Annotated in this window: 17 protein-coding genes; 11 read left to right on the forward strand and 6 right to left on the reverse strand. The window is 62.2% G+C overall.

Annotation, left to right across the window (positions count from 1 at the left end; all coding sequences use genetic code 11):
• Both ACILSL_RS23685 and ACILSL_RS23690 read right to left on the reverse strand, forming a co-directional pair.
• On the reverse strand, positions 1-2,705 hold a 2,705-nt coding region (locus ACILSL_RS23685), incomplete at its 3' end, for a PQQ-binding-like beta-propeller repeat protein (RefSeq protein ID WP_395734545.1).
• An 82-nt stretch (positions 2,706-2,787) separates the two neighbouring features.
• Entirely contained in the window at positions 2,788-3,588 is an 801-nt protein-coding gene (locus ACILSL_RS23690) for a hypothetical protein (protein WP_395734546.1), read from the reverse strand.
• Between the two features lie 229 nt (positions 3,589-3,817).
• On the opposite strand from ACILSL_RS23690, the gene ACILSL_RS23695 reads away from it, so the two are divergent.
• From ACILSL_RS23695 to ACILSL_RS23710, 4 genes are all read left to right on the forward strand, one after another.
• Entirely contained in the window at positions 3,818-4,540 is a 723-nt protein-coding gene (locus ACILSL_RS23695) for a metalloprotease (RefSeq protein WP_395734547.1), read from the forward strand.
• A 28-nt stretch (positions 4,541-4,568) separates the two neighbouring features.
• A complete protein-coding gene (locus tag ACILSL_RS23700; protein WP_395734548.1) occupies positions 4,569-5,675 on the forward strand; it encodes a hypothetical protein in 1,107 nt (368 codons plus the stop codon).
• A 1,664-nt stretch (positions 5,676-7,339) separates the two neighbouring features.
• Entirely contained in the window at positions 7,340-10,414 is a 3,075-nt protein-coding gene (locus tag ACILSL_RS23705) for a fused MFS/spermidine synthase (protein WP_395734549.1), read from the forward strand.
• 273 nt (positions 10,415-10,687) lie between these two features.
• Complete coding sequence (locus tag ACILSL_RS23710) at positions 10,688-11,764, forward strand: cytochrome-c peroxidase (RefSeq protein ID WP_395734550.1); 1,077 nt, start codon at positions 10,688-10,690, stop codon at positions 11,762-11,764.
• A gap of 145 nt (positions 11,765-11,909) precedes the next feature.
• Here ACILSL_RS23710 and rlmF read toward each other — a convergent pair whose 3' ends face one another.
• Together rlmF and ACILSL_RS23720 are read right to left on the reverse strand one after the other, a co-directional pair.
• Positions 11,910-12,800, reverse strand: coding sequence for a 23S rRNA (adenine(1618)-N(6))-methyltransferase RlmF (gene rlmF, locus ACILSL_RS23715; RefSeq protein WP_395734551.1), 891 nt, complete (start codon positions 12,798-12,800; stop codon positions 11,910-11,912).
• Between the two features lie 99 nt (positions 12,801-12,899).
• Positions 12,900-13,169: a Precorrin-3B methylase gene (locus tag ACILSL_RS23720; RefSeq protein ID WP_395734552.1), complete on the reverse strand. Its 270-nt coding sequence runs from the start codon at positions 13,167-13,169 to the stop codon at positions 12,900-12,902.
• Between the two features lie 49 nt (positions 13,170-13,218).
• Between ACILSL_RS23720 and ACILSL_RS23725 the strand changes: the two genes are divergently transcribed.
• The 4 genes from ACILSL_RS23725 to ACILSL_RS23740 all read left to right on the forward strand — a co-directional run bounded on the left by ACILSL_RS23725 (position 13,219) and on the right by ACILSL_RS23740 (position 18,336).
• Positions 13,219-14,337: a hypothetical protein gene (locus ACILSL_RS23725; RefSeq protein WP_395734553.1), complete on the forward strand. Its 1,119-nt coding sequence runs from the start codon at positions 13,219-13,221 to the stop codon at positions 14,335-14,337.
• Positions 14,338-14,350: 13 nt separating this feature from the next.
• Positions 14,351-16,129 (forward strand): c-type cytochrome, encoded by a 1,779-nt coding sequence (locus tag ACILSL_RS23730; protein WP_395734554.1) that lies wholly within the window; start codon positions 14,351-14,353, stop codon positions 16,127-16,129.
• A 324-nt stretch (positions 16,130-16,453) separates the two neighbouring features.
• Complete coding sequence (locus tag ACILSL_RS23735) at positions 16,454-17,404, forward strand: IS110 family transposase (RefSeq protein ID WP_395734555.1); 951 nt, start codon at positions 16,454-16,456, stop codon at positions 17,402-17,404.
• Between the two features lie 203 nt (positions 17,405-17,607).
• On the forward strand, positions 17,608-18,336 hold the full coding sequence (locus ACILSL_RS23740; RefSeq protein ID WP_395734556.1) for a segregation and condensation protein A: 729 nt from the start codon (positions 17,608-17,610) through the stop codon (positions 18,334-18,336).
• 41 nt (positions 18,337-18,377) lie between these two features.
• On the opposite strand, the gene ACILSL_RS23745 is transcribed toward ACILSL_RS23740, so the two are convergent.
• Complete coding sequence (locus ACILSL_RS23745; protein ID WP_395734557.1) at positions 18,378-18,548, reverse strand: hypothetical protein; 171 nt, start codon at positions 18,546-18,548, stop codon at positions 18,378-18,380.
• Between the two features lie 52 nt (positions 18,549-18,600).
• Here ACILSL_RS23745 and dusB point away from each other — a divergent pair, with 52 nt between their 5' ends.
• Positions 18,601-19,635 (forward strand): tRNA dihydrouridine synthase DusB, encoded by a 1,035-nt coding sequence (gene dusB, locus ACILSL_RS23750; RefSeq protein WP_395734558.1) that lies wholly within the window; start codon positions 18,601-18,603, stop codon positions 19,633-19,635.
• Between the two features lie 265 nt (positions 19,636-19,900).
• On the opposite strand, the gene ACILSL_RS23755 is transcribed toward dusB, so the two are convergent.
• A complete protein-coding gene (locus ACILSL_RS23755; RefSeq protein WP_395734559.1) occupies positions 19,901-20,806 on the reverse strand; it encodes an alpha/beta hydrolase in 906 nt (301 codons plus the stop codon).
• A gap of 140 nt (positions 20,807-20,946) precedes the next feature.
• Between ACILSL_RS23755 and ACILSL_RS23760 the strand changes: the two genes are divergently transcribed.
• Complete coding sequence (locus ACILSL_RS23760; protein ID WP_395734560.1) at positions 20,947-22,179, forward strand: M48 family metallopeptidase; 1,233 nt, start codon at positions 20,947-20,949, stop codon at positions 22,177-22,179.
• Positions 22,180-22,265: 86 nt separating this feature from the next.
• The coding region (locus tag ACILSL_RS23765) for a DUF1549 domain-containing protein (RefSeq protein WP_395734561.1) at positions 22,266-24,455 on the forward strand (2,190 nt) is incomplete at its 3' end.

Consider the following 24,455-nt stretch of genomic DNA (forward strand, 5'->3'; position numbering starts at 1 on the left):
ACCTTGCCCTTGCCGGTTTCAACGCCGGCGCCGATGCCGTGGGCATCGCTGCCGGAGCTGTCGCGACTGTCGCCATTGTCGAAGTTGCAGACGACAATGGCGTCTGCGGGTTTGGCGTCCGGAGCTTCAAAGCGCTGCTGGACTTCCTCCAGCGTGAGGGCCTTGTGGTAAAGGGCGAACTGGTCGAGCAGACCGCTGAAGCCACCAGCATCGCCATCACCGGCGCCTTTGCCATTGCCCAGATACATGGGGTTCTTCGGGCGGGCATCGACGAGGGCGCCGGTGCCTTCGGCGACGAGCTTGGCATCGAGGTAGAGGCTCATCTTTCCATCCGCGGCGAGGGTGGCGACCAAGTGGTGCCAGCCGTCGGTGAGGGCCTCGGTGGAAATGATGGTATTCACCTTGGAGTCGCTGCGGACGTGGAACTGGGGCTTCTTTTCGCGGATGTCGAGAGCGATGCCCCGGAGAGGGCCGCCATGGTGGAAAACGGTGCCGCTGGCGGTGTCCGGGAGGACCCATGCCTCGATGCTGAGGGCGGTCTTGCTGGGGTCAAGGGCGTCGGTATCTGGGAAACGGACGCTGCCGGGGATGGGGGCATTGGCAGCACCGGCGGCCGCGGCATTCCCCTTCCCTTTTCCCTTGGCGTTGGCGCCTTTGCCCTTGCCCTTTGCTGCGGTGTCGGAGGCTTTCTTGTTGTCCTCCTCGTCGGGGTCACCGCCGCCGCCTTTTTTCTTCCCGCCCTTTTCGAGCTTCGGCGGCTGGACGGCGAGGGGCTGTCCGTCGGGACCGAGGACGATGCTGTTGCCTTTGCGCTCGGTAGTGGCCTCCTCAGTGGTGTAGGCCTCGTCGGGCGCGTCCTTGGGCGTGGCGAAGAGGGTGTACTCCATGGTGGTGGTCCACTTGTAATACTGAGCCTCGCGGCCGTAGGAATAGACGTTCTTGTCATCGTGCACGAGGATGCGGCCTGCGGGCGCATACTTGCCTGCCTGGTAGTAACCGCCATGACCGCCTGCGAAGCTCTTGCCATAGACCCAGTAGCTGCGGTGGAAATTGGAGTCATCCAGGAAGCCCATCGGCGCGAACAGATGCTGCCCCTCGCCTTTGTGCGCGCCGCCCTGTTTGTCGAAATCACCGCTCACAGGGCCCACTTCCACACGCTTGCCATCGGCGCCGATCTTCTGCGTGCGCAGGAAGGTCCACTTGCCATCGCTGCTCAGGATGTCGTTCAAAGCCACGGGCATCTGCAGCGTCTTGTGGCGGTCGTTCAAATCGCCGCCGGTTTCTGGATCGCGGTCATCGTAGTTGATTTTGACCTTCATCTTGCCGGTCTTCGCATCCACGCGGTAGAACCACAGGCCGCCATCGAGGAAGCAGGAGTGGCCGGAAATAAAGCTCACGAGGCCGTTTTCCACCAGCACGCTGCCGTGCACGGGCCACACGCTCTCCATCATCTCCCATGCGCCGTGGCTCATCATGACCGGTGCGCCCTGGAACTTCCACACCAGCGCGCCGTCTTTGGCACGCAGGCAGTACACGTTGCCGTCATTGCCACCGACGTACACGCGGCCCTGCCAGTAGGTGGGCGGCGAGTCCATGCGACCACCCGCAATGAAATGCCAGGCTTCCTTGCCCGTGGCGGAGTCAAAGGCATGCAGTGTGTGCTTGTCCACTTCGGACACAAACGTGAGTCCGGCAGCGCTCGTGGTCGTGCTCAGCGGTGGGGTCAGCTTGACCTCCCAGGCCATGCCGAGGTCCTTCTTCAAATCCTGATTCGAATAGCCGCTGCGCGCATTGTCAGAGCGATACGTCGGCCAGTCCTTGGCATCGGCGGGAGTCTCCGCAATGGCTTCGGCGTAGGCAGGTCCTTTGGTCAAACGCGCGCTGTCCGCCGTGTGCGGCGGCATGGGGTAGCGCGGCGCGGAAGCCATGGCGGCCATGCCGTCCAGCTTGGCTTCAGGATAGCACGCACAGTTATGCGGACCCGCATACGTGAGGCCGTTGCAGGGCATCACGCCATAGAGGCAGGCGCCGCGCACCCAGTGGTTCAGATCCCAGTGCTGCTTCTCCATGTCCACATACTCGATGCCGGTGCGTGAAGGCATGATGAACTTCTCCGTGGCCTTGGCCATGTAGCAGCGGTGGTGGAACCAGTAGGTGCCCTGCGGCACGTCGGGGTAGAATTTCTTCTTCACCTCGCCCGTCAGCGGATCGCGACCCGTGTACTCGCCGGTCTGATTTCCCTGCGTGGTGCCCGCATTCCATACCAGACCCTGGGCTACAATGACATCTTCCATGCTGCGGTAGCCGCTCTTCTCATGCGATGAACTCCACAATTCCTTGCCCGTGTCCGCGTTGATGCCCTTCATCAGTCCATCGCCACCGGCATACAGGATCACATCATTATTGAGCACCACACGCGGGGCGAAGTTGAATTCATAGAGCTTGCGGCGGGCCTCCGGCACATCGGCAAACAGCACCGCGCCCGTCTTCACATCGCGGCTGGTCAAGCCATCGCCGTTATAATACACCATGCGCTTGTCATCCAGGGCGAGCGTGATCGGGCCCACCTTGTCGTCGACCTTCCAGAGGGTCTTGCCGCTCTCGGCATCCAGCGCCATGAGGTGCCGCGTCTTGCCATCCCAGTTAAACTCCGTCTCCACGCGCTTCTGATCGCTCTGCTGCTTCACGGCGAATTCTTCATTCAAACGCCACGCCTCGGGATTCACCAGGGCATACAGCGTGCCGTTGCGATACAGCAGCTCCTCCGCGCCCTTGGTCTGCGGATACTCACGTCACATAGACCTTGTCACCGATCGCCGTGAGACGGCGCGTCAGCTGCGTGGGGCCGGACTTCAGCGGCCACAGATGCGTGCTCCACTGTGGGATCGACTTCTTCCAAAGAATGGTTCCATTGAAGGCATCCCGCGCGATCAGCGCAAACTTGGCCGGCATCAGGATGGAGATGCGGCTGCCCTCGTCCATGATGTAATAGAGACGCCCGCCCGCGCTCACCTCCGCGCTCACGGAGGACATGCGGTCGTGGTGGCGGCTCCAGCGTGGATTTCCCACCCACTGCATGCGTGAGGGCGGCCCGGTGAGCATGTCCTTGGAGGTCGGATTGCCCTTCGAATCATACGCGTAGTGCGTCCACTCATCCATGCCCTTCGGCCAGGGCTTCACGATCTTCTCCCAGCCGCCGCCCGCCTTGCGAACCATCGCCACGCCCAGCGGTGTCAGCACGCGGTCGATCTCCGCCTTGTCCACCGCAGCGGCGTCTTCCACCACCAGCAGGTTCACGTAATTCTCGATGTAAGGAAGGTGCTTCCCGTCCCAGGAATCCACCGCCACAGGGCCGTATTTGCCCGCCTGATGAATCGATTCGCGCAGGCCCGCCACCGCCGCCGCATCCTGCGTGAGGCCCTGCACCTGATAGCGATCGCTGGCCCGCAGCCCCTGCGTGGTTTTGCCATCCCCGCAGCCCACATGCACCACGATCCCGCCCTTGACCCCGGATTGGGAGAGCAGGTCGGTGGCATCATCAGCCAACAGTGCGGAGGAAAACAGGAGGCAGGTCAGGAGTCGTTTCATGGGGTTGAGGAACAGCGCGTAACGATGGCGGCGTGGCGGATGTTTCCAGCCTTTTAACATGAATCAAGTCGGGGGGGCTGCCACTTTCGAACGTCTCCGCCGCCTGCGCGGAGTAACCGGCCTGCGCGTGCCAAACGGCGCGTGACGAAGGAAGCTCCCCTCCATGCGCAACCACTCTCCACCTCTCCATTCGACATTCGTCATTCCGCATTCAACATTCCCCCCTCTCATGCTGCGCTTCTCCCTCTTCGGCTTTCCCGTCCAGATCCACGGGATGTTCTGGATCAATAACGCCCTCATGGGCGGTGCCCTCAGTGCGGGTGACTCCCCTGCGGCTTTCCGTTCGGTGCTGGCCTGGGTGGCCGCCGTCCTCCTCTCCATCCTGATTCACGAACTGGGCCATGCCCTGGCCATGCGAAACTACGGTGATCGCCGTGTGGGCATCGTGCTTTATGCCTTCGGTGGGCTGGCGATTGGCAGCAAGCCACGCACCCGCCAGGAAGACTTCCTCGTCAGTGCCGCAGGCCCGGGGCTGCAGATCCTTGTCGGTCTTGCCGTCGGCTGGTCCATGACCCTCTGGCCACCCTCCTCGCTCTGGCTGCATCAGATGATGGATGCCTTCACCGTGGTCAGCATTTTCTGGGCGCTGCTCAATCTGGCGCCCGTGCTGCCGCTGGATGGCGGCCACCTCTGCCAGGCCTGGCTCGGCCCGCGCAAGAAGCGGCAGGTGCTGATCATCAGCCTCACGTGTGCGGTGGCCCTGGCGTTAGTGTCCGTGACCAGTGATCTCTGGCTGGGCCTGCAAAACAGCGTCCTTCACCTGCTGGACATTGATTCGGATATTCGCGTGGGCAGCGGCCTTTTCACCCTGCTGCTATTTGGCATGCTGGCCTGGAATAATTGGAAGGAGTTGCAGAATGAGCCGCAAATTCCTTGGATGAACGCGCGTTGAGAGTGCATTGGACTGTTTTCGTCCCCTGATGCGCCTTCTCCGAACACTTTTTATCCTGGCTGCGGCCACCACCCTCGCCGCCGCACAATCGCCCAAACCGGAACTGATCTCCCCGCAGGTCAAAGCTGCGGTGGACAAGGCCGTGGCCTGGCTGATCAAGCAGCAGAAATCAGCCGGCTTCATCGTGGATGAAAAATCAGATGTCAGGCCGAAGCGCGGCGATCTGCCCTCCCACAGCGCGGCGATGACTTCGCTCGCCCTCATGGGACTGGCCTCCGTGGGGCATATGCCGGATGACCCCACTCCGGAAGGCATCGCCTGCGGCAAGGCCCTGCGTTACATCGTGGAAGGCGTGGAGCCCGATGAAAATGGCTACCTCGGGCGCAGCGACCGCTCACGCATGTATGGCCACGGCATCATCTCCCTCATGATGGCCGAAATGATCGGCCACGCGCCGGATGAAGCCACGGACAAACGCCTGCACAAACAGTTGGAGGGCGCGATTCAGCTCATCCTCCGCTCCCAGCAGGTGCCGAAGAGCGAGGCCAACCGCGGCGGCTGGCGCTATGAGCCGAGTTCCAGCGACAGCGACATCTCCGTCAGCGTGTGGCAGGTCATGGCGCTGCGTGCCGCCAAGGACGCCGGGTTTGAAGTGCCCAAGGGAGCCATCGACAACGCCGTGGCCTACATCAAACGCAGCTACCGCGTGGAGCGCGACTCCAACGGCAATCCGAAAAGCGACAGCGCCGCCTTCAGCTACGAGCCCTATGGCGGCCGCCAGACCTTCTCCACCACCGCCGCCGGACTGCTCTCCCTGCAGGTCTGCGGCCAGTATGAAACCGCCGAAGTCCTCGGCTCCGCCAACTGGCTGCTCAAATCCCCGCCCGAGATCAACGAGCCCTGGTTCTTCTACGGCTGCTATTACTACGCCCAGGGCATGTACCAGCGCGGCGGAGATCACGCCGCCACCGCCCGCCAAAAGACCGAGCAGACCCTCATCGCCGCCCAAAGCCAGGACGGCAGCTGGTATCCACGCAATGGAAACGAGAAAAGCGCCGGAGCCGTCTATGCCACCTCTCTCGCCCTCCTGAGCCTCAGCGTGCATCACCACTTCCTGCCGATATATCAGAAGTAGGCGGGACGGCACATGGAGCGTTCCACGTCACTCACGTTCCGGGCCAGACCGGAACGCTCAGCCAACCGATGACCGGGTTTCGGAGGTTCATTAAAAAAGGGGGAGCTGTTTTTTTACCACCACCGGGGGTATTGGAGGTTTCGGAGGTTTTGGAGGCTCTTTTTGAAAGAGGGACTCTTTTTGCATCAGGAAAGCCAGTCGAAACAAGAGTGGAGAGGTTTCGACGGTTTTGGCAGTTCATTGTGGAAGGAGCCCCGATTTTTACCACGACCAGCCCCGGGAGGGTATTGGCAGTTTCGGCGGTTTTGGCGGTTCATTTAAAAAGGGGGAGTCTTTTTCAAATGACTGGAGGAACCCAGGAATGAAACGGGAAGAAGAGGTCTGTCAGTTCTGACAGCTTGTTTTCAGAGGGGTGATACCATGAACCATTAAAAACGGGTCTGCATCTCACGTGGCCTCTCCAGACTCGGTCCAGGTGAACAAAACCGGATGAACCGCAGAGGATGGACGGACGCAGAGGGCGGCGGTTTCAATTCAAATTTTCTTCTCTCTGCGACCGTCCAATCTCTGCGGTTCAAAAATAAGCGCCGTTCCATCCAGACCTCTCTTCAAATGCCCTTGGCATAAGTTGTTTTCACCGAAACTCAGAGGTGTGGAAATGCGGGCTGGAGGGGTGGGCCAGGTGTCTGGTGGGAGAGGGTATTATTTGATGGTAGTACGCCAAGGACACAGGGGGAGGTGGTCCCTTCTGACAGCCAGCCAGCCAGCACAGCCCCCGCCCTGGCCTCCCATGCCGTCCCAGAATGAGCAGGCCAGGTGAAATCGTGTGTTGATGCCCTCCCCCCTGCCACGGCCTGCCATGAAACCGCAGGTGTCGTAGGATGGGTGTGGCGACAGCCCAGTCTATCCTTCGAAGCACGCAGTGCGAAGAATGGACCCGTCCATCAGCGTGCGGCAAACACTCCGGCCTGCGGACGTCCTCTCAGTCGGGCGGTTTGGCCAAGGAAGTGCTGGAGCATGGAGTGTTTTCGACGCCAAACACGACCAACCTACGTCCAGCAGTTTGGCTGCGTGAGAACCTGTCTGCCACGACGGGAATGAAGCCCGCTTTCAAAGACTCCCAGCATATTCATACCAGTAACTTGCATATCGCTACATATTCTATTTTCCATTCCTGGCCCACGCATCCCCTCCACCTGCCCCTCCAAGAACGAACTGACAGACACACCCATGAGGCAGAACCCTTGAGAAACGTTTTTCCTCCTCCTGCCAAAAAACTCTCCTTTCCCCTTTCGGATCTCACCGCTGGCGATGCTGCGAAATATCTCCCCCTTTCAAAAGGCACCTCCAAAACCTCCGAAACCTCCGAAACCTCCCGCATTGAAAAAACTCCCCCTTTTTAAATGCACCGCCAAAACCGCCGAAACTGCCAAAACACCTGCTGAGGCAGGCGGTATCGCCTCGTCAGTCCGGCTCATGAGGAAACATCGAGGCTCGTTTCCAAGGCTTGACGGTGGTTGCGCGTTGTTATCCAGTCCTTCCCGACCACCTCAGCTCCCATCGCCATCAACTGTAAACCACTGTCAACCACCGTAAACAACCGTAAACTCCTCCTACTCGCCTGCCTGCTGGCGCTCTCGGGGGCCTGCGCGCTCATCTATCAAATGGCTTGGCTGCGGGAATTCCGGCTCGTCTTTGGCGGGGCCACTCCGGCCACGGCGGCGGTGCTGGCGATCTTCATGGGTGCGATGGGCGCGGGCAGCGCGCTGTTTGGACGCAAAGCGGAGGCTTCCGGCAATCCGCTGCGTCTGTATGCATTCATCGAGCTGGGCGTGGGTGTGGCGGCATTGCTCACGCCGCTGCTGCTTTCGCTGGTGCGCTCGCTTTACCTCAGCACCGGCGGCATCGCCGCGCTGGGCGTGGTGCCGGCCACGCTGCTGCAGCTTGTGCTGGCCACCGTGGTGCTGGCCCCGCCCTGCCTGCTCATGGGCGGCAGCCTCCCTGCTGCTTTCAAATGGGTGGAGACAGACCAGGACACGCAGCGAGGCAGCCTGGGCGTGCTGTATGGCGTGAACACCCTCGGCGCGCTCGCCGGAGTGCTGCTGAGCACCTTCTGGCTGCTGGAGCTGTGGGGCATCCGCGCCACCGTGATGGTGGCGGCAGGCGTGAACCTGCTCATCGGTGGTATGGCATGGTATGCGGCACGGGGAGTCCCGGAAAGCCGGAAACGGGAGGAGAAAGAGGCGGAGGAAAAGGGTGCCGGAGCTCTGACGCGGCGCTTCATCTATGCCGCCGCAGGCATCACGGGCTTCACGTTTTTCCTCAGCGAACTGGTGTGGTTCCGCATCCTCGCGCCTCTGCTGGGCAGCTCGGTCTATGGCTTTGGATTGATCCTCGCCCTGGCACTGGCTGGTATCGGACTGGGTGGCCTGCTCTACCGCATGCTGTGGGCGTCGCGGGCGGGTGCGGTCACACTGGCGGCGCTGGCGCGGGTGGCGGCATGGCAGGCGCTGTTTCTCGCGCTGCCCTGGGCGCTGGGAGATCGCATCGCCGTTTTTGCCATTGATGTGAATCAGTTGCGCTCCCTGGGCCTCTCCGGCCAGATCGCGGGCTGGACTCTCATCGCCAGCCTGCTCGTCCTCGCGCCGTCGATTCTCGCGGGCGTGCAGTTTCCGCTGCTCGTCGGGTTGTTGGGTAGCGGCAGCCGTAATGCCGGGCGGCACGTCGGCTTAGCCTACGCGGCCAATACCCTCGGTGCCATCACCGGATCACTCGCCGGAGGTTTCATCCTGCTGCCATGGCTGACCGCACTCGGAGCCTGGCGCTGGGTGTTTGGGCTCACCCTGCTGCTGAGCCTGGGCGCGGCAGTGCTCGGAGTACGCTCGATTTCAAAATGGGCATGGCCTGTCCTCACAGCCCTGTGGCTCTGCGCAGGCGGGCTGATGTTCGTGCCCACCGGTCCCACGGCAGCGTGGCGGCACAAGCCCATCGGCTACGGCCGCGTGGAGTCCCTGCCGGCTTCCATCAACGGCCTGCGTGGCTGGCTGCATGCCAGCCGTTGGAAGATCGCGCATGAATTTGAAGGCCGCGAGGCCAGCGTGGCCGCCGTGGACAGCGACGATGGCTACTGCCTCTACGTCAACGGCAAGTCCGACGGCTCCGCCTTTGGCGATGCCGACACGCAGGTGATGCAGGGCCTCGTGCCCGCCATGCTGCATCCCGCGCCGCACACCGCCTTCATCGTCGGCCTCGGCACCGGCACCACCGCCGGTTGGGTGGCCGACGTGCCGGAAATGAAGCAGGTGGACGTGGTGGAACTGGAGCCCGCCATGGCGAGTCTTGCGCGCCAGCAATTCGCCCCCGTGAACCGCGATGTGCTCGCCAAGCCCAACGTCCGGCTCATTCCCGGCGATGCCCGCGAGGCGCTGCTCGCCGCAGGCAGCCGCTACGATCTAGTCATTTCCGAGCCCTCCAATCCCTACCGCGCCGGAGTTTCCACCCTGTTCACCCAGGAGTTCTACCTTGCTGCCAAGAACCGCCTCAACGAGCACGGTCTCTTCGCCCAGTGGGTGCAGGGGTATGAAGTGGATGCCCAGGCCATCCGCCAGGTGTATGCCACGCTCACAGCGGTCTTCCCTCATGTGGAGACGTGGATCTCCGGGCCCAACGACCTCCTCTTCATCGGGCACCAGAAAGCACCTGGATATACCATGGAGCAGCTGCGCACGCGCATCACGCAGCCGCTGTTCGCCGAGGCGCTCAAGCGCGTGTGGCTCACGAACTCCGTCGAAGGCATGCTGGCCCATCATCTCGCCTCGCCAGAATTTGCACGCACTCTGCTGCAAGATACACCCACCGCCATCAACACCGACGATCGCAACCTGCTGGAGTACGGCTTTGCCCGCGCCCTTTCCAAAGACAACACGTTTGAAACCACCCAGGTGCTGGCCATGGCCATTGAAAAGGACCTCGATGTGCCCGCCCACCTCTCCGCTCAGATCGACCGCACCCGCCTCACTTACGAACGCCTGCGCATGCTCGCGGCAGACGGCGCCAGCTTTGACATGCTCGACCTTCTCAGCGGCGACGACCAGCGCCGCGCCGAAGCAGTCGCCGCCTTTGCCAAAGGCGACTTCGCCACCGTGCTCTCCGCATGGACTGGCACGCCCGCCAGCCCCTTTGAGCAGCTCATGCTGCTGGAGTCCGCCGCCCAGGCCGGCACCGCCGAGCAACTGCCACCCTACCTCGCCGCCACGCGTCAGGACTGGCCCGCCGATGCCCGCTTTGCCGCCGCGCTGTCCGCCTTCCGGCATGAATCCTATGACGATGCCGCATCTCAATTGCTCGATGGCTTCAAAGCCCTGCGCCCGCAGGTCTGGGTGCGGCTCTCCTCCGTGCAGACCGCCCTCTCGCTGGTGCCGCCGCTGGCAGCGAACAACCGCGATCTCGTGCCGCAGTTCATGGCCGCCTTGCAGCAGCCCTTCCCCGGCGGACTCGCCGAGCCCAGCCGCCAGAACACGCTGATCCAGATCATCACACTGCTCTCCCCGGCGCAGCAGATCGAAGTGCTCTCCGAGTTTGAACCCAATCCCCCCTGGCAGCGCCAGTTCCTGGAGTTCCGCGCCAAAACGTATCGTTCCGCCTCACACGCTCTCGCGGCGCAAGCTGAGCGTGATCTGCAGGAATTTCTGCGTCATGCCGATCGGTCGCTGAATGACGCTGCGACCCAAAGGCAATAAGGAGCGCGGACTTCAGTCCGCAGCATTGATTCGCTCCGCTCCCCTTCGGGCTCCTTTCTGTCGTCTATCTCGCTCCGCTCGGTTCCGCAGCACGCCGCCCGCATCCCACGCTCCGCATTCCTCTTTCGCATCCGCACCTCCAGCGTCCCCCTGTCTGCCACACGCAGCGCATCCAAACACCCTTCCCGCGTGAGCGACCTGCTGCGGACTGAAGTCTGCGCTCCAGGTCTCTTTGGCCTGCAACGCCGGGCGGTCGAGGCACGTTCCTTTCTCATGCTCTCCACCCTTGTCGTGATTCTCGCGGCTGCGACGGCTGAACCTCAGCCCAACACGCAGATCGAAGCGCTGCCGAAATCGGCTGCGCTGCCCGGAGACACGCCCGCGAAGATCGCGCTGGGCCGCTTGCTGTTTTTTGACCCCATCCTTTCCGCCACGCGGGATGTCGCCTGCGCCACCTGCCACAGCCCGCAGCATGGCTGGGCGGATGCACGCCCCACCCCGCTCGGCGTGCATGCCAGCGGCGTCGGGCCTGCGCGCAAGCTGGTGCAAGGCGCTCCTTTTCTGCCGCTCACACGCAACACGCCGACAATCCTCAACGCCGCCTTCAACGGCATCGAATCCGGCAAGCCCTTCGATCCCGCCAGCTCACCCATGTTTTGGGACAACCGCATGCGCAGCCTCGAAGCGCAGGCCCTGGCCCCCATCCGCCAGCGCGAGGAGATGCGCGGCGATGCATGCCGTGAAGCCGAGGCCGTTCCCGCCATGGTCGAGCGCCTGAAAAGCATCCCGGAATACGTGAAGCTTTTTCAAACCGAGATCACCGCCGAAAAAGTCACGCAGGCCATTGCCGCGTATGAGCGCACGCTCATCACGCCCGATTCCCCCTTTGACCGCTTCATGCGCGGCGACAAATCCGCCCTGACACCCACGCAGCAGCAGGGCATGGCGGCTTTCAAAAAAGCCGGATGCTCCCTCTGCCACAACGGACCCATGCTCTCCGACTACAAGCTGCACGCCATCGGCCTCACCGACTCCGCCACGAACCGCACCGAGTTCCGCACCCCCACCCTGCGCAATCTGAAGCACACCGCGCCCTACATGCATCATGGCGGCAGCACCACGCTCGATGAAGTGCTGCTCTTCTACGACCGCCTCATGGATCAAGCCGCCGAAACCCTCGAAGGCGGTGACACCACCAGCCTGCCCCCGCTTGATCCCCTGCTCCGCCAGATGAACATGCTGCCCGAAGACCACGAGCCCATCAAAGCCTTCCTCGAATCCCTCAACAGCGACGACTACGACAAGTCCGTGCCAGAGAAGGTGCCGAGTGGGCTTGCTATTCCTAGGTAGGGCGGCTGGTCCCCCAGCCGCCGCTGCCCAGCGCACTGTCCCCAAGGACACCCAGCCCCACGGGCATCGTGGGCTTCGCTGCTGTAGCGCATGACTCGCACACGCATCCTTCCCTCGCGGAGGGCTGGGGACAGCCCTCCCTACCTCAAAAGCGCCACGCCAGCACACGGCTCTTCTTCTGCCCCTGCGCCATGTCGATGACCTTCACCTCCGCCGCCTTCACCTTCCGCAGCGTTTTTTCCAACGGTCCCACATGCTCGCTCTTGGACACCAGCGTGGTGAACCAGCCGCATTGCGCGGCAAACTCCGCGCTCTCTTCGATCATGCGGCGGATGAATCCCAGCTCGCCGCCTTCGCACCACAGCTCGTTCGCCTTGCCACCGAAGTTCAGCCCCGACTTCTTCCCGCCGAGATTGCGCAGCTTCCTCTGCGTGCCTTCCGCCGCTTCAGCAGCCGAACCGTGAAACGGTGGATTGCACATCGTGAGATCAAAGTGCTCGCCGGGCTGGATGATGCCGCGAAAGCAATGCGGCGCTGATTTTTGCAAACGGCATTCGATCAAGCCCTTCACAGCCGGGTTCGTGCTCACGATCTTTTGCGCCCAGCGCCACGCCGCTGCATCCACCTCCGCCCCCACAAAGCTCCAGCCGTACTCACTCGCGCCGATCAGCGGATAAATGCAGTTTGCCCCCGTGCCGATGTCCAGCACCCGCACCGCTGCACCACGCTGCATCCCGATCAGATCCGCCAGATGATGGATGTAGTCACTGCGCCCAGGAATCGGCGGGCACAAATAACCCGGCGGGATGTCCCAGTGCTCCACGCCATACGCCTGCCGCAGCAGCGCCGCATTCAGCGCCTTCACCGCCAGCGGGTCCGCGTAGTCGATGCTGTCATCGCCATGCGCATTCGGCTTCACAAACGCCCCCAGCGCAGGGCTGCACGCCATGAGCTGCGGAAAGTCGTAGCGCGTGTTGAAGCGATTGCGCGGGTGCAGCCCGGCTTTGCGAGCCTTGTCCATATCAGAAGCAGTCATGAGGTTGGCCGCAAAGAAACGCAGAAACCGCAAAAAGGTCGGAGATTATAACCAAGGCTTCCCATTCTGTTTTTGATTTTTTTTGTGGCCATTCCCTCCTTATCTTCCACCTCCCGGCGGCGTGCGGTCATCGCCAAAGTATTTCTCGCTGCGGTAGCGCAGCCACACGCGCAGCACCTGCGGCACCTTCTCGCGCTCCGCCTCGCTCAGCGTCTCATAGAGTGCCATCGCCTTCTCACGCTCGCCACGGCAGGCGCGGTTGTTGTGCGCATCCCAATACGCCCGCGCCACGCGGATGCGGCGGCACACCTCTTTAACTAAAGCGGCGCCGGTCAGCGGCTGGGTGCTGGGTTTCTTCTTCGCGGGCATGGGTGCATCTTGGCTTACAGAACCGCCTGAGGCAATGCGTAGTAGCTCCATGCCCGCCCGCATCGCCGCTCTCGCCCTTATTCTTGCCACCCTCGCCCTTGCGCAAAGCGGCACCATCCCCGCTGACCGTCCCAGAGCACGTCCCGCCTCCGCGCTGACCGGCTGGGCGGACTGGGAGAAAGGCGAAGAACTGCTCAAGCGCATTCACGTGCCGCCTGCGCCCGTGCTTTCCGCCGAGGACGAAGCAAAGACCTTCAAGCTCGCCCCCGGTTACCGCGCCGAACTGGTGGCGTGCGAGCCCATGGTACAATGCCCCATCTTCTTTGAGTTCGATCCCGAAGGCCGCATCTGGGTCGTGGAATACCAGGGCTACATGCGCGATGTGCAGGGCAGCGGCGAAGGCGATCCCATCTGCCGCATCGTCGTGCTCGAAGATGAAAACGGTGATGGCAGGGCCGACAAGAGCACCGTATTCCTCGACAAGCTCGTCATGCCCCGCAGCTTCGCCTTCGTGAAAGGCGGCATCCTCCTGCAGGAACCGCCGAAGCTGTCGTTCTGCGAAGACACGGACGGAGATCTCCGCTGCGACAAGCGCACCGAAGTCGGCACCATGGGCGTGGGTGGCAATCCGCAGCACACGGCCAACGGCCTGCGCCGTGGCATCGACAACTGGCTGCACTGCGCCGACTGGCCGCACCGCTACCAGTGGAAGGACGGCAAGCTCATCGACCAGCCCACGCTGCATCGCGGGCAGTTCGGCGTCAGCTTTGATGAAACGGGCCGCTTCATCAGCTGCTACGAAAACAGCGCCATGCACATGGACCTCATCCCCGCGGAGTCGCTGCTGCGTCATCCCAACCTCGCCAAGCTCGCGCAGCGCGGTGGTCGCGGCAGTTTCGGGGTGAATGTGAACGTGGCGAAGGATGCTGCCGAGTGCTTTCCCATCCGCGTGACACCGGCTGTGACGCTGGGTGCCCTGGAACTGCGCGATGATGGCCGCCTGCGCACCTACACCATCGTCTCCGGCACCTGCTTCTATGATGGCGATCAATTTCCACCTGAGATGCATGGCAACGTCTTCGTGCCCGACTCCGCCGGGCATCTGGTCGGTACGCTCAAGCTCAGCGGCGGCATCTCACCGCAGGCACAGCGCTTCTTCCCCCGATGAACGCTTTCGCCCCGTGAACGCCCGTGTGGGGCCGGATGGCACTTTGTATCTCGCGGACATGTATCATGGTATTATCGAGCATGTGATCTTCATCGTGCCGTGGCTGACGAAGCAGATCGAGCAGCGCAAACTCTACGAAGGCAACGATCACGGTCGCATCTGGCGGATCGTGCATGACGGCCCACCGCTGCGGCAGCGTCCCTCTCTTTCCAAAGCCAGCACCGCAGAGCTGGTGGAGGCCCTGGGTCATGCGAATGGCTGGCAGCGAAACACAGCACAGCGCCTGCTGGTGGAGCGCCAGGAGGACATCGGAGATCCCAATCGCTTTGCCGCGCCACTCCAGCGCCTGCACGCGCTGTGGACTTTGGAAGGCACCGGCAGTCTGACAAAGCCGATGCTGCAAAAAGCCGCGCAGGATGCCGACCCACGCGTCCGTGCGGCGGCTGCGAGATTGGGCGCGGAGATTTCACTCAACGCAGAGCCAGATGCGACGGTGCGCCTGCAGGCCCTGCTCACGCCGCAGAGCACCGCCGCCATCGCCGAGCATCTCACCCAGCATGAAGACGACCTCAGCCGCATCGCCGCGATGACCGGTATTCATGGCCGTGAGGTGGAGTTGCTGGACCTGCTGCTGAAGCAGACGGCTTGGCAGAAGGAATCCGCGCATCGCCGCGAAACGCTGCGCCTGCTCACCCAGCTCATCGGCATGGATGATCAGCACGAAGCCGTGGTCACACGCATCGAGCAGACATCCAACTGGCAGCGCATAGCATTGGTGGATGGCTTCCTCGCCACCCAGCCGAATGACCCACGGCAGATCAAGCCCGTGAAGCTCGCTGCGAAGCCAAAGTTCCTCGATGAACTGGCGGCAAACCGCGACATCACCGCCCGCGAACGCATGCAGCGCCTGCGCATGTGCCTGACATGGCCGGGTGCGGACAGCGTGGTCACCGCCGCCCGCAAGCAGCCGCTCAGCGCTGCTGCGCACCAGCAGATCGAGCGAGGTGCCGCCGTGTATCAGACCGTGTGCGGCCTCTGCCATCAGCCCACGGGCTACGGCATCCCCAATGTGGCTCCGCCTCTGGCCGAGAGCGAGTGGGCGACCGGCGAACCGGAACGCGTGATCCGCATCGCGCTGCACGGCTTGTATGGCGAGATCGAGGTGAACGGGCAGAAGTGGAACCTTGCCATGCCCGGCCAGGGAGAAAACCCCATGCTGGATGACGCGAAGCTGGCCGACGTGCTCAGCTACGTGCGCAATGCCTGGGGCAATGAAGCCAGCGTGATCGATGCCGCCCATGTCGCAGCCGTGCGTGCACAGACCAAGTCCCGCAAGATGCCCTGGACGGCAGACACGCTGATGCAGGTGGATGTGAAAGGCGGCAACGCCATTCAGGCAGATGCCGATGGCGTGCTGCTGCTTCCCGCCAGTGCGGCAAAAACGTACGGCCAGAAACTCGCCTACCGCGCCGCGCTCAATGTGCTGGCCCCATGGCGCATCGACACCGATGTGGCCGAGTGGTTGATCCAGGTGCCAACACCGGGTGAATACGAAGTGCGCGTGACACTCGCAGCCGATGAAGCTTCCGCAGGCGATGCCTATGTGATCGAAACTGAAAGCACCAGCGTGAAGGGCGTGGTGCAGGCCACCGGCGGCTATGAGAGTTTCAAAGAGCAGTCCGCAGGAACCCTCAAGCTCAAGGCTGGTGTGCAATCCCTGCTGATGCGTCCGGACGGAGCCTTGAAGCAGGAGCTGGCAGATGTGCGCGCCGTGCGGTTGGTGCGCAAGTGAGCGAGCGACTCCACACTGGCTGCTTTGGGGTGCGAACGCCCGGCAGTACGACAGACACTCCTTGTATGAGTGGAGTTGTCCTGATTCTGGGCTGAGATTGAACTCAAGCTTGGAACTCAGACTGGGTGGTGACGGCCAACCAGCCTGAGCGCGTGTGGGACAGACCGGAGGCACTCTTGATCCTTTGAGATCGTCAGGCAGCCAGTCGCTCACACGCCAGGACAAGCTCGAACTCGAACAGTTGACTGAGCCTGCCACAGGCCATGCCTGCAGCGGAAGCTCGCATCACAAGGAAGAAGTCGAACACTCAAACTCATCCTATCCATGAACACCCATTCTACCTCTGCTGCTGAGGTTGTCCATGTTGGCGTCGATGTCTGCGCCGAATGGCTCGACATCCACGGCATTCCAAGCAAAAAGAAGGCCTTCAGGCTGGCCAACACCACTGCCGGCCACCGCAAGCTCATCGCCATGCTGCCGCCTGGCGCACACGTCATCCTTGAGGCCACCGGCGGCTACGAGCAGGCCCTCTGGCTGGCCCTGCTGCGCGCAGGCAAAGCCGTAAGCAAGCTCAACCCCGCCCGCGTGCGCCACTTCGCCAAGGCCAGCATGAAGCTGGCGAAGACCGATGCCATCGACGCCGCCGTGCTCGCCGCCTTCGGTGCCGCGCTCAAGCCGCAGCCCGACACCCTGCCTCCTGACTGGGAGCTCGAACTCTCCAGCCTGGTCGGCCGCCGCGAGCAGCTGGTCACCGCACGCGCCATCCAGAAGACCCAGCTTTTGCAGCTGAGCCACCCGCAGATCATCACGCAGGCCAAGGTCCTGATTAAAGCTTTGAGCAGGCAGATCGCGCAGCTCGACAAGCTCATCAAGACCGCACTGGACCATCAGGACGCACGGGAGAAGGCCGCGCGGCTCCAGCAGATGAACGGCATTGCCCAGGTGGCCGCAGCCACTCTGATGGCCGAGCTGCCCGAACTCGGCAGCCTCGACGACTCGCGCATCGCCTCCCTCGCAGGTCTCGCCCCGCATCCCTATGACAGCGGGCCGATGCGCGGCCAGCGCCACATCCAGGGCGGACGCAAAAAGGTGCGACGAGTTCTCTACATGGCCGCAGTGCGTTGCGTGAGCATCAACCCCATCCTCAAAACCTTTTATCAGGGGCTGCTCAAACGCGGCAAGCCCTTCAAAGTCGCCATCACCGCAGTCATGCGCAAAATGCTCTGCGTCCTCAATCGCTTGATCGCCGATCCAAAATTCCAGCTTGCCAACTGACACAGTTGCTGTCTGTCGATCAGCGCTCACTCAGGCTGATAGAACATTGCACAACCATCCGCATGTTCTGCTTCCGCTGGTGCGTGGCATGCCTGCGGTGCCGCTGATCGACGGGCAAGAGTGCCCATCGTACCGATGGCCAACCGCCCACAATCCCCGCTCTCCCACCTTGCCATCCCCAGTTCCCCGCTCTATCTCGCTCCGTGGAAGACACCGATTACAAAGTACGACTCGAGATTTTTGAAGGCCCGCTGGACCTGCTGCTCTACCTCATCAAGAAGGAGGAGATCGACATTTACAACGTGTCGCTGGAGCGCATCACGCGGCAGTACCTCGATTACATCGACACCTTTAAGGCGCTCAACATCGAGCTGGCCAGCGAGTTCATCGTCATGGCGGCCAACCTCATGTACATCAAAAGCCGCGAACTGCTGCCGCAGGCCGTGCAGCCGCCGGAGGAGGATGCGGAAGAGAACGACCCGCGCTGGGAGCTGATCCGTCAGCTCATGGAGTACAAGAAGTTCAAGGAAGTCGCGCACTTCCTGAGCGCGCAGGAGGTGAAGGGAGACGAGCTCTTTGTCACCACGCCCGAATTGCCCGATCTGGATGCTCCGGTGGAAACCATCGGCCAGGTGGGCATCTTCGACCTCATCCGCGCCTTCCAGCGCATCCTCAAGCGCTTTGAAAACACCAGCGACTTCCGCGAGATCGTCAATGACCGCTACACCGTGGCGGACAAGATCGAGGAACTCCTCCAGACCGTCGCCGTGGGCACCAAGATCAAATTCGAAGACCTCTTCACCAGCGCCGCCAGCCGCGGCGAGGTGATCGTGACCTTCCTGGCCATGCTGGAGCTCATCAAGCTTAACCACCTTCAGGTGGAGCAGGAGCAGCTTCTGGGAGAGATCGTGGTCGTGCGCCCGGCAGTGTAGGGCAATCGTCCCGATTGCCTGAAACAAGCGGGACGCTTGTGCTACTTCCGCTTCGCCACCGCAGGCGTCGGTGTCGGGGCCACCCGGCTGATCTTCGTCCCCTTCCCCAGCAGCCAGAACATGCCGCCGATGCTGCCCAGCAGCACGCACGCCACCAGCACGGTCCAGAGACCGGGAATGAGGGGTTTGCGGTAGCGGCGGCGTCTTGCCATCGGTTAATGTGACACGACTTGCCGCATTCTGCCAGTGCGGCTATGCTTATTGATGCTTCCCTGGTTCGAAAACGACCGCTTTCCTCTCTATCTGGCCCCCATGGCCGGGGTCACGGACGTGATCTTCCGCCATTTGTGCAAGGAACAGGGCGCGGATGTCATGGTGACGGAGTTCGTCAGCGCCGAGGGCATCCTCCAGCGCGATGACCGCACCCGCCACTACACGGACTTTGACGACTCGCAGCGCCCGCTCGGCGTGCAGCTCTTTGGCTCCGACGGCGTACGCATGGGCGAGGCCGCCCGCAAGATCATCGACTGGAAGCAGCCCGACTTCATCGACATCAATTTCGGCTGCCCCGTGAACAAGGTCGTTTCCAAAAACGGCGGCTCCTCCCTCCTCAAAGACTGCCCCCTGCTTTCCAGCGTGGCGCGTGAAGTCGCCAAGGCGGTGTCCATCCCCGTCACCGCGAAGATGCGCATCGGCTGGGATGCCAATCTCGTCAATGCCATCGAAGTCGCACGCATCCTGGAAGACTGCGGCATGCAGGCCATCGCCGTGCATGGCCGCACGCGCGCGCAGGGTTACACCGGCCTCGCCGATTGGGAAGTCATCGGGCAGGTGGCCGACGCCGTGAAGATCCCCGTCATTGGCAATGGCGACATCTCCAGCGGTGTGGATGTGGAGATCCGCCGTGCGCAAACGAACGTGAAGGGCATCATGATCGGCCGTGCCGCCATGGTGAACCCCTGGGTCTTCAAAGAAGCGAAGCATTACCTCGCCACCGGCACGCATGCCCCGCATGCCACGGTGGAGGAGCGTTTCAACTTCATGCGCCGCCACTGCCAGATGGCCATCGCCCGCAACGCCCACATGGGCGAACTGCCCACGATTCGCTCCATGCGCAACCGCCTCATGAACTACACCAAGTCCATCCCCGGCGGCAAATGGCTGCGCCAGCGCTTCTCACAAATCGGCAGCGTGATGGAGCTGGAGGACATCTTTGCCGCGTATCTGGTGCATCAGGCCGAGCATGGGCATGAGCACGTGGCGAGCGTGGATGAGCCGACTTTGAACGCCGAACATTAGATCGTTCTCGAATAGCGGGACAGCTCTTCACGTAGGTTGGGCGTGTTTGGCAGGCTGGGGTTCCTTGTCATCCAGAGACTGCTCCGCCAAACCGCCCGACTCTGGGAGGCTGCGAGTCATGGACGGTGCCATGCGCTGATGGACGGGCGGGCTGTCGCCACGCCCATCCTACAACCGCGCCTCCCGCACCATGTGTAAACACCTCTGATGAAGGACAAATCTATTGAGTCCTGTGCCAGGTGGCGTTCGGCCTCCACGCGCCGCCTCACTTCCCCAGCACCTTCTTCAGCCACGCATCCACCACGGGCGTCGCGGGATAATCCGGCTTGCCCAGATCGCGGTTGATCTCCATGTGCCCCTTGAGGCCTTGTCCCGCGAATCCCTTCACCTCCGCAGGCGTACCCGCTTTGCGCAAGGCTTCACCCAGAGCGATCGACTGGGCGGTGCCATCCACGCGCTGGACATGAAGAATGAGGAAAGCCGGGGCATTGGGCGCGGCGGCCTGCAGGGTCGGAGAGAGCTTTTTCTGCCGCTCCGACTCGGTGCCAAAGGCTTGCAAATAGGTGTCATGCATAAAGTCGCCGCCTTCGGCTATCTGCCGCGGCACATCATACGCCGCACCATCCAGCGGGATCACCCCACGCACGGCCTTCGGTCCCACCTCCGCGATTTTCAGGTAGCTCAGATCCGTGCCTACCAAAGCGACCAGATGCGCCCCGGCGCTGTGCCCGATCAGCGCCACACGCTTGCCATCAAAGCCCAGTTTCCCGGCATTCCTGATCAGATACGCGATGGCATTCGCCACATCCTGCGCCTGCTCCTCCACGCTGCAGGCCGGTACCAGGCGGTAGTTCACGGACGCAAAGGCGTAGCCCTGCTGGAGGTAGTGGCTGCTTTTGTCCCCCACGGACATCGACTTGTCCCCGCGCTTCCAGCCGCCGCCATGCACAAAGATGACCAGCGGAGAGCCGGGCGTCGTGGGCTTCCAGTAGTCGAGCTTTTGCAGCGGATCGCTGCCGTAACTGAATTCCTGCCCGGCCACCTGCGCGGAGTCCGGGCCCGGGCCAGCCTGTCTGCGGTTGGCAATGAGTTCACGCAATCGTTCGCCGATCTGCGCCGACGCGGAAGTGATGCAAACAACGCTGAACACAAGAAGGAGGGCTTTGAACATGGCGGAAATGGAGGTGGTTATTGACTGAAATGCCGCACAGCGCGAGTGGTTCCATTCTTTTTTTGGAACACCGCCCCCTGCGGATTCAGCGTATCCCTTTTCACCCTCTTCACCCGGCCGCCGCCCCCCTTCCCTCTCGCATGTCTCTTTCCAATCCCTGGTTCATCGCCGCCGTCGTCGGCGTTCTTGGCGTCTTTCATCTTGAGATCATCGCCACCTTTCTGAACCTCGCCCAGTTCCGCCACGCTTTGCCTCAGCGACTGAAGGCGATCTTCTCAGATGAAACCGTGCAGAAGGCAGGCGAATACGCCGGAAAATCCTCCCAGCTCGATCTGCTGCGCAGCACCTTCTCCGTAGGCGCGCTGGTTTTGTTCTGGTGGAGCGGCGGCTTTGACTGGGTGCAGCGCTGGAGCACGAGCTGGGGCCTGAGCGCAATCCAGACGGGCGTGGGCATCATCGGCCTGCTGATGCTGGTGCAAAACATTCTCTCTCTGCCCTTCGATGCCTACGACACCTTCAAGATCGAAGCCGAGTATGGCTTCAACCGCACCACCGTGGGCACCTTCATCGGAGACCGCGTCAAAGGGCTGCTCCTCACCGCCCTGATCGGAGGGCCTCTGCTGGCGCTGATCCTGTGGTTCTTCCAAACTCAGGTGCATGCCGTGCTCTACACCTGGCTCACGGTGGCAGGATTCAGCGTCGTCATGGCCTGGCTCTCGCCCCGCCTGCTGATGCCCCTGTTTCTCAAATTCCAGCCCCTCGCCGATGGCCCCCTGCGCGAGGCGCTCCTGGCGCTGGCCGCACGTTTAAAGTTTCCCGTCGTCGATGTTTCAGTCGTGGATGGCTCCCGCCGCTCCAGCAAGGCCAATGCCTTCCTCAGCGGCTTTGGCAAAAACAAGCGTATCGCCCTCTTTGACACCCTGATCGAAAAACACTCGCAGGAGGAACTGGAGGCCATCCTGGCCCATGAAATCGGGCACCACAAATGCCGCCATGTTCCCCAGCAGCTCATCCTTGGCCTGCTTGAAAGTGGACTCATGTTTTACCTGCTGCACGCCGCCCTGCAGTCGCCCGCCTTTTTCCAGGCTTTCGGCGTCACCGGCCAGCCGCTCGGTCTGGGACTGGTGCTCTTCAGCATCCTCTATCAGCCCGCCAGCCTGCTGCTGGGCCTCGTGAGCAGCGCCCTAAGCCGCAGGCATGAGTTTCAGGCCGATGCCTTCGCCCGTGCCGCCTGCGGCAACACCCCTCTGATCGCAGGTCTGCAAAAGCTCTCGCTCGACCACCTCACCCACCCCAATCCGCACACCCTGACCGTCTGGCTGCATTACTCCCACCCGCCCATCGGTCAGCGGCTCGCGGCGCTGGAGGCCTAAAGAGCTTATTCACAGTGTTTTTTCGCATCCGTGATAAATGCCTCCCCTCCAGCCCGTAGCTTGATTAACCCCTTGATCCTATCTTTATGAAAAGCCCCCTGCGAGCTTCTCTCTTCACACTCGCCATCACGTCCCTCGGTTTTGCTGCTGATCCCGCAGCGCCAGCCGCCACCCCTGCTGCAGCAGCAGCTCCTACAGCGGCAGCCGGAGTCGATTTCGTGCGTGATGTGCAGCCCATCTTGGAAACCAAGTGCCTGGAGTGCCACAATCCCAACAAGATCAAAGGCAAGCTCCTGATGGACTCCGCCGCTGCGCTGCTCAAAGGCGGCGCTGAAGGCCCTGCCCTCGTCGTCGGCAAGCCTGACGACAGCGAGATGATCAAGCGCGTCATCCTTCCCAAAGACCATGACGACATCATGCCTCCGAAAGGCGGGCCGCTCGCCGCGAAGGAAATCGACGTGCTCAAGCGCTGGATCGCCGCCGGTGCCCAGTGGCCGCAGAACCTCACCCTTCAATACAAAACACCCGAGCAGCGCCAGGCGCTGGCCGAGCTGCAGAAGAAACTGCCCACGCTGAAGAACCTCCAGATTCTGCCGGACAAGTACTCCCTGGAAACCAAGCGTGATTTCCACCGCGTCGTCGTGCTGGCCACCTTTCAGGATGCCACCACCAAGGACGTCACCAACGTGTGTGATCTCCGAGTCGCTGACAGCAAGGTCGCCGCACTCGACAATCTGACGCTCAAGCCCGTCGCCGACGCCGGCAGCACCGAAGTCATCGCCACCCTCGGTGGCCAGACGGTCAAAGCCGCTGTCGAAGTGAAAAACGGCACCAAAGATCGCGCCATCTCCTTCCGCCTCGACTGCATGCCCGTGTTCATGCGCGGCGGCTGCAACCAGGGCGGCTGCCACGGCGCTGCACGCGGCAAGGACGGCTTCCGCACCTCCCTTTTCGGCATGGACCCCGCTGGCGACTACATCCGCATCACGCGTGAAATGCCCGGCCGCCGCATCAATCTGGCCATCCCCGAAGAGAGCTCCCTCATCGAGAAAGCCGTGGGCGCTGTGCCTCATTCCGGCAACCAGTGCTTTGAGCCGGACTCCGTTTACAACAAGGCGCTGCTGGAGTGGATCTCCGCAGGTGCACCTGATGACCCCGCTACTGTGGCCAAGGTCACCGGCATCGAAGTCTTCCCCAACCAGATCGTCATGGAAGGCAAGAACGCCACCCAGCAGATCACCGTGCGCGCCACCTACTCCGACGGCACCGACCGCGATGTGACCAACCTCGCGCTCTTCATGTCCAACAACGACCCGACCGCGACCATCGACAAGCAGGGCCTCGTCACCTCCGGAGATCGTGGCGCTGCCTTCATGCTCGCCCGTTTCGATGTCTACTCCGTCACCGCCCAGGTCCTCGTGATCCCTGCGCAGCTCAAGTATGAGCGGCCCAACCTCGCCGAGACCAACTACATCGACACCCTGGTCGATGAAAATCTCCACAAGCTCCGCATCCTGCCCTCCGGCATCTGCACGGACGAAGAATTCGTGCGCCGCGCCTTCATCGACATCGCCGGTGTCTACCCTGAAGCCAAGGACATGCGCGCCTTCCTGGCCGACAAAAGCCCCAACAAACGCGCCGCCTTGGTGGACAGCCTGCTGGAGCGCAAGGAGTTCACCGAACTCTGGGTCATGAAGTGGGCCGAGCTGCTGCAGATCCGCTCAGGCATCGCCGGCAACAACAACGTCCCCCCCTTCTACAAGAACGCGCTGCTCTACTACAACTGGCTCTCCGAGCGCATCGGCAAAAACATCCCCATCAATGAAATCGTGATGGAGCTTCTCTCATCCACCGGCGGCACCGTCTCCAATCCTGCGGTGAACTTCTACCAGACCGAGCTCGACCAGCTCAAGCTGACCGAAAACGTGGCCCAGGTGTTCATGGGCATGCGCATCCAGTGTGCCCAGTGCCACAACCATCCCTTCGACCGCTGGACCATGGATGACTACTACGGCTTCAAAGCCTTCTTCTCCCAGATCGGCCGCAAGCCCACGGACGACCCGGCAGAAGTCATCATCTACAACAGCAAGGGTGGTGAATCGAGGCACTTCCTCACCCAGGCCGTCATGAAGCCCAAGTTCCTCGGTGGCGAGATCCCGGAAATGAAACCCGGCCAAGACCGCCGCAAGGTGCTCGCCGAATGGATGGCCTCCCCTCGCAATCCCTTCTTTGCCCGCAACATCGCCAACATCATCTGGTCCCACTTCAACGGCGTC

The organism is Prosthecobacter sp. (assembly GCF_044222345.1).
Lineage (GTDB): Bacteria > Verrucomicrobiota > Verrucomicrobiia > Verrucomicrobiales > Verrucomicrobiaceae > Prosthecobacter.

Bases quoted from the DNA above. Each gene is read 5' to 3' on its own strand.
- dusB (WP_395734558.1), top strand. From the start codon at position 18,601: ATGCTTCCCTGGTTCGAAAACGACCGCTTTCCTCTCTATCTGGCCCCC.
- ACILSL_RS23760 (WP_395734560.1), top strand. From the start codon at position 20,947: ATGTCTCTTTCCAATCCCTGGTTCATCGCCGCCGTCGTCGGCGTTCTT.
- ACILSL_RS23695 (WP_395734547.1), top strand. From the start codon at position 3,818: ATGCTGCGCTTCTCCCTCTTCGGCTTTCCCGTCCAGATCCACGGGATG.
- ACILSL_RS23720 (WP_395734552.1), bottom strand. From the start codon at position 13,169: ATGCCCGCGAAGAAGAAACCCAGCACCCAGCCGCTGACCGGCGCCGCT.
- ACILSL_RS23755 (WP_395734559.1), bottom strand. From the start codon at position 20,806: ATGTTCAAAGCCCTCCTTCTTGTGTTCAGCGTTGTTTGCATCACTTCC.
- ACILSL_RS23700 (WP_395734548.1), top strand. From the start codon at position 4,569: ATGCGCCTTCTCCGAACACTTTTTATCCTGGCTGCGGCCACCACCCTC.
- ACILSL_RS23745 (WP_395734557.1), bottom strand. From the start codon at position 18,548: ATGGCAAGACGCCGCCGCTACCGCAAACCCCTCATTCCCGGTCTCTGG.
- ACILSL_RS23735 (WP_395734555.1), top strand. From the start codon at position 16,454: ATGAACACCCATTCTACCTCTGCTGCTGAGGTTGTCCATGTTGGCGTC.
- ACILSL_RS23725 (WP_395734553.1), top strand. From the start codon at position 13,219: ATGCCCGCCCGCATCGCCGCTCTCGCCCTTATTCTTGCCACCCTCGCC.
- ACILSL_RS23705 (WP_395734549.1), top strand. From the start codon at position 7,340: ATGGCTTGGCTGCGGGAATTCCGGCTCGTCTTTGGCGGGGCCACTCCG.
- rlmF (WP_395734551.1), bottom strand. From the start codon at position 12,800: ATGACTGCTTCTGATATGGACAAGGCTCGCAAAGCCGGGCTGCACCCG.
- ACILSL_RS23710 (WP_395734550.1), top strand. From the start codon at position 10,688: ATGCTCTCCACCCTTGTCGTGATTCTCGCGGCTGCGACGGCTGAACCT.
- ACILSL_RS23690 (WP_395734546.1), bottom strand. From the start codon at position 3,588: ATGAAACGACTCCTGACCTGCCTCCTGTTTTCCTCCGCACTGTTGGCT.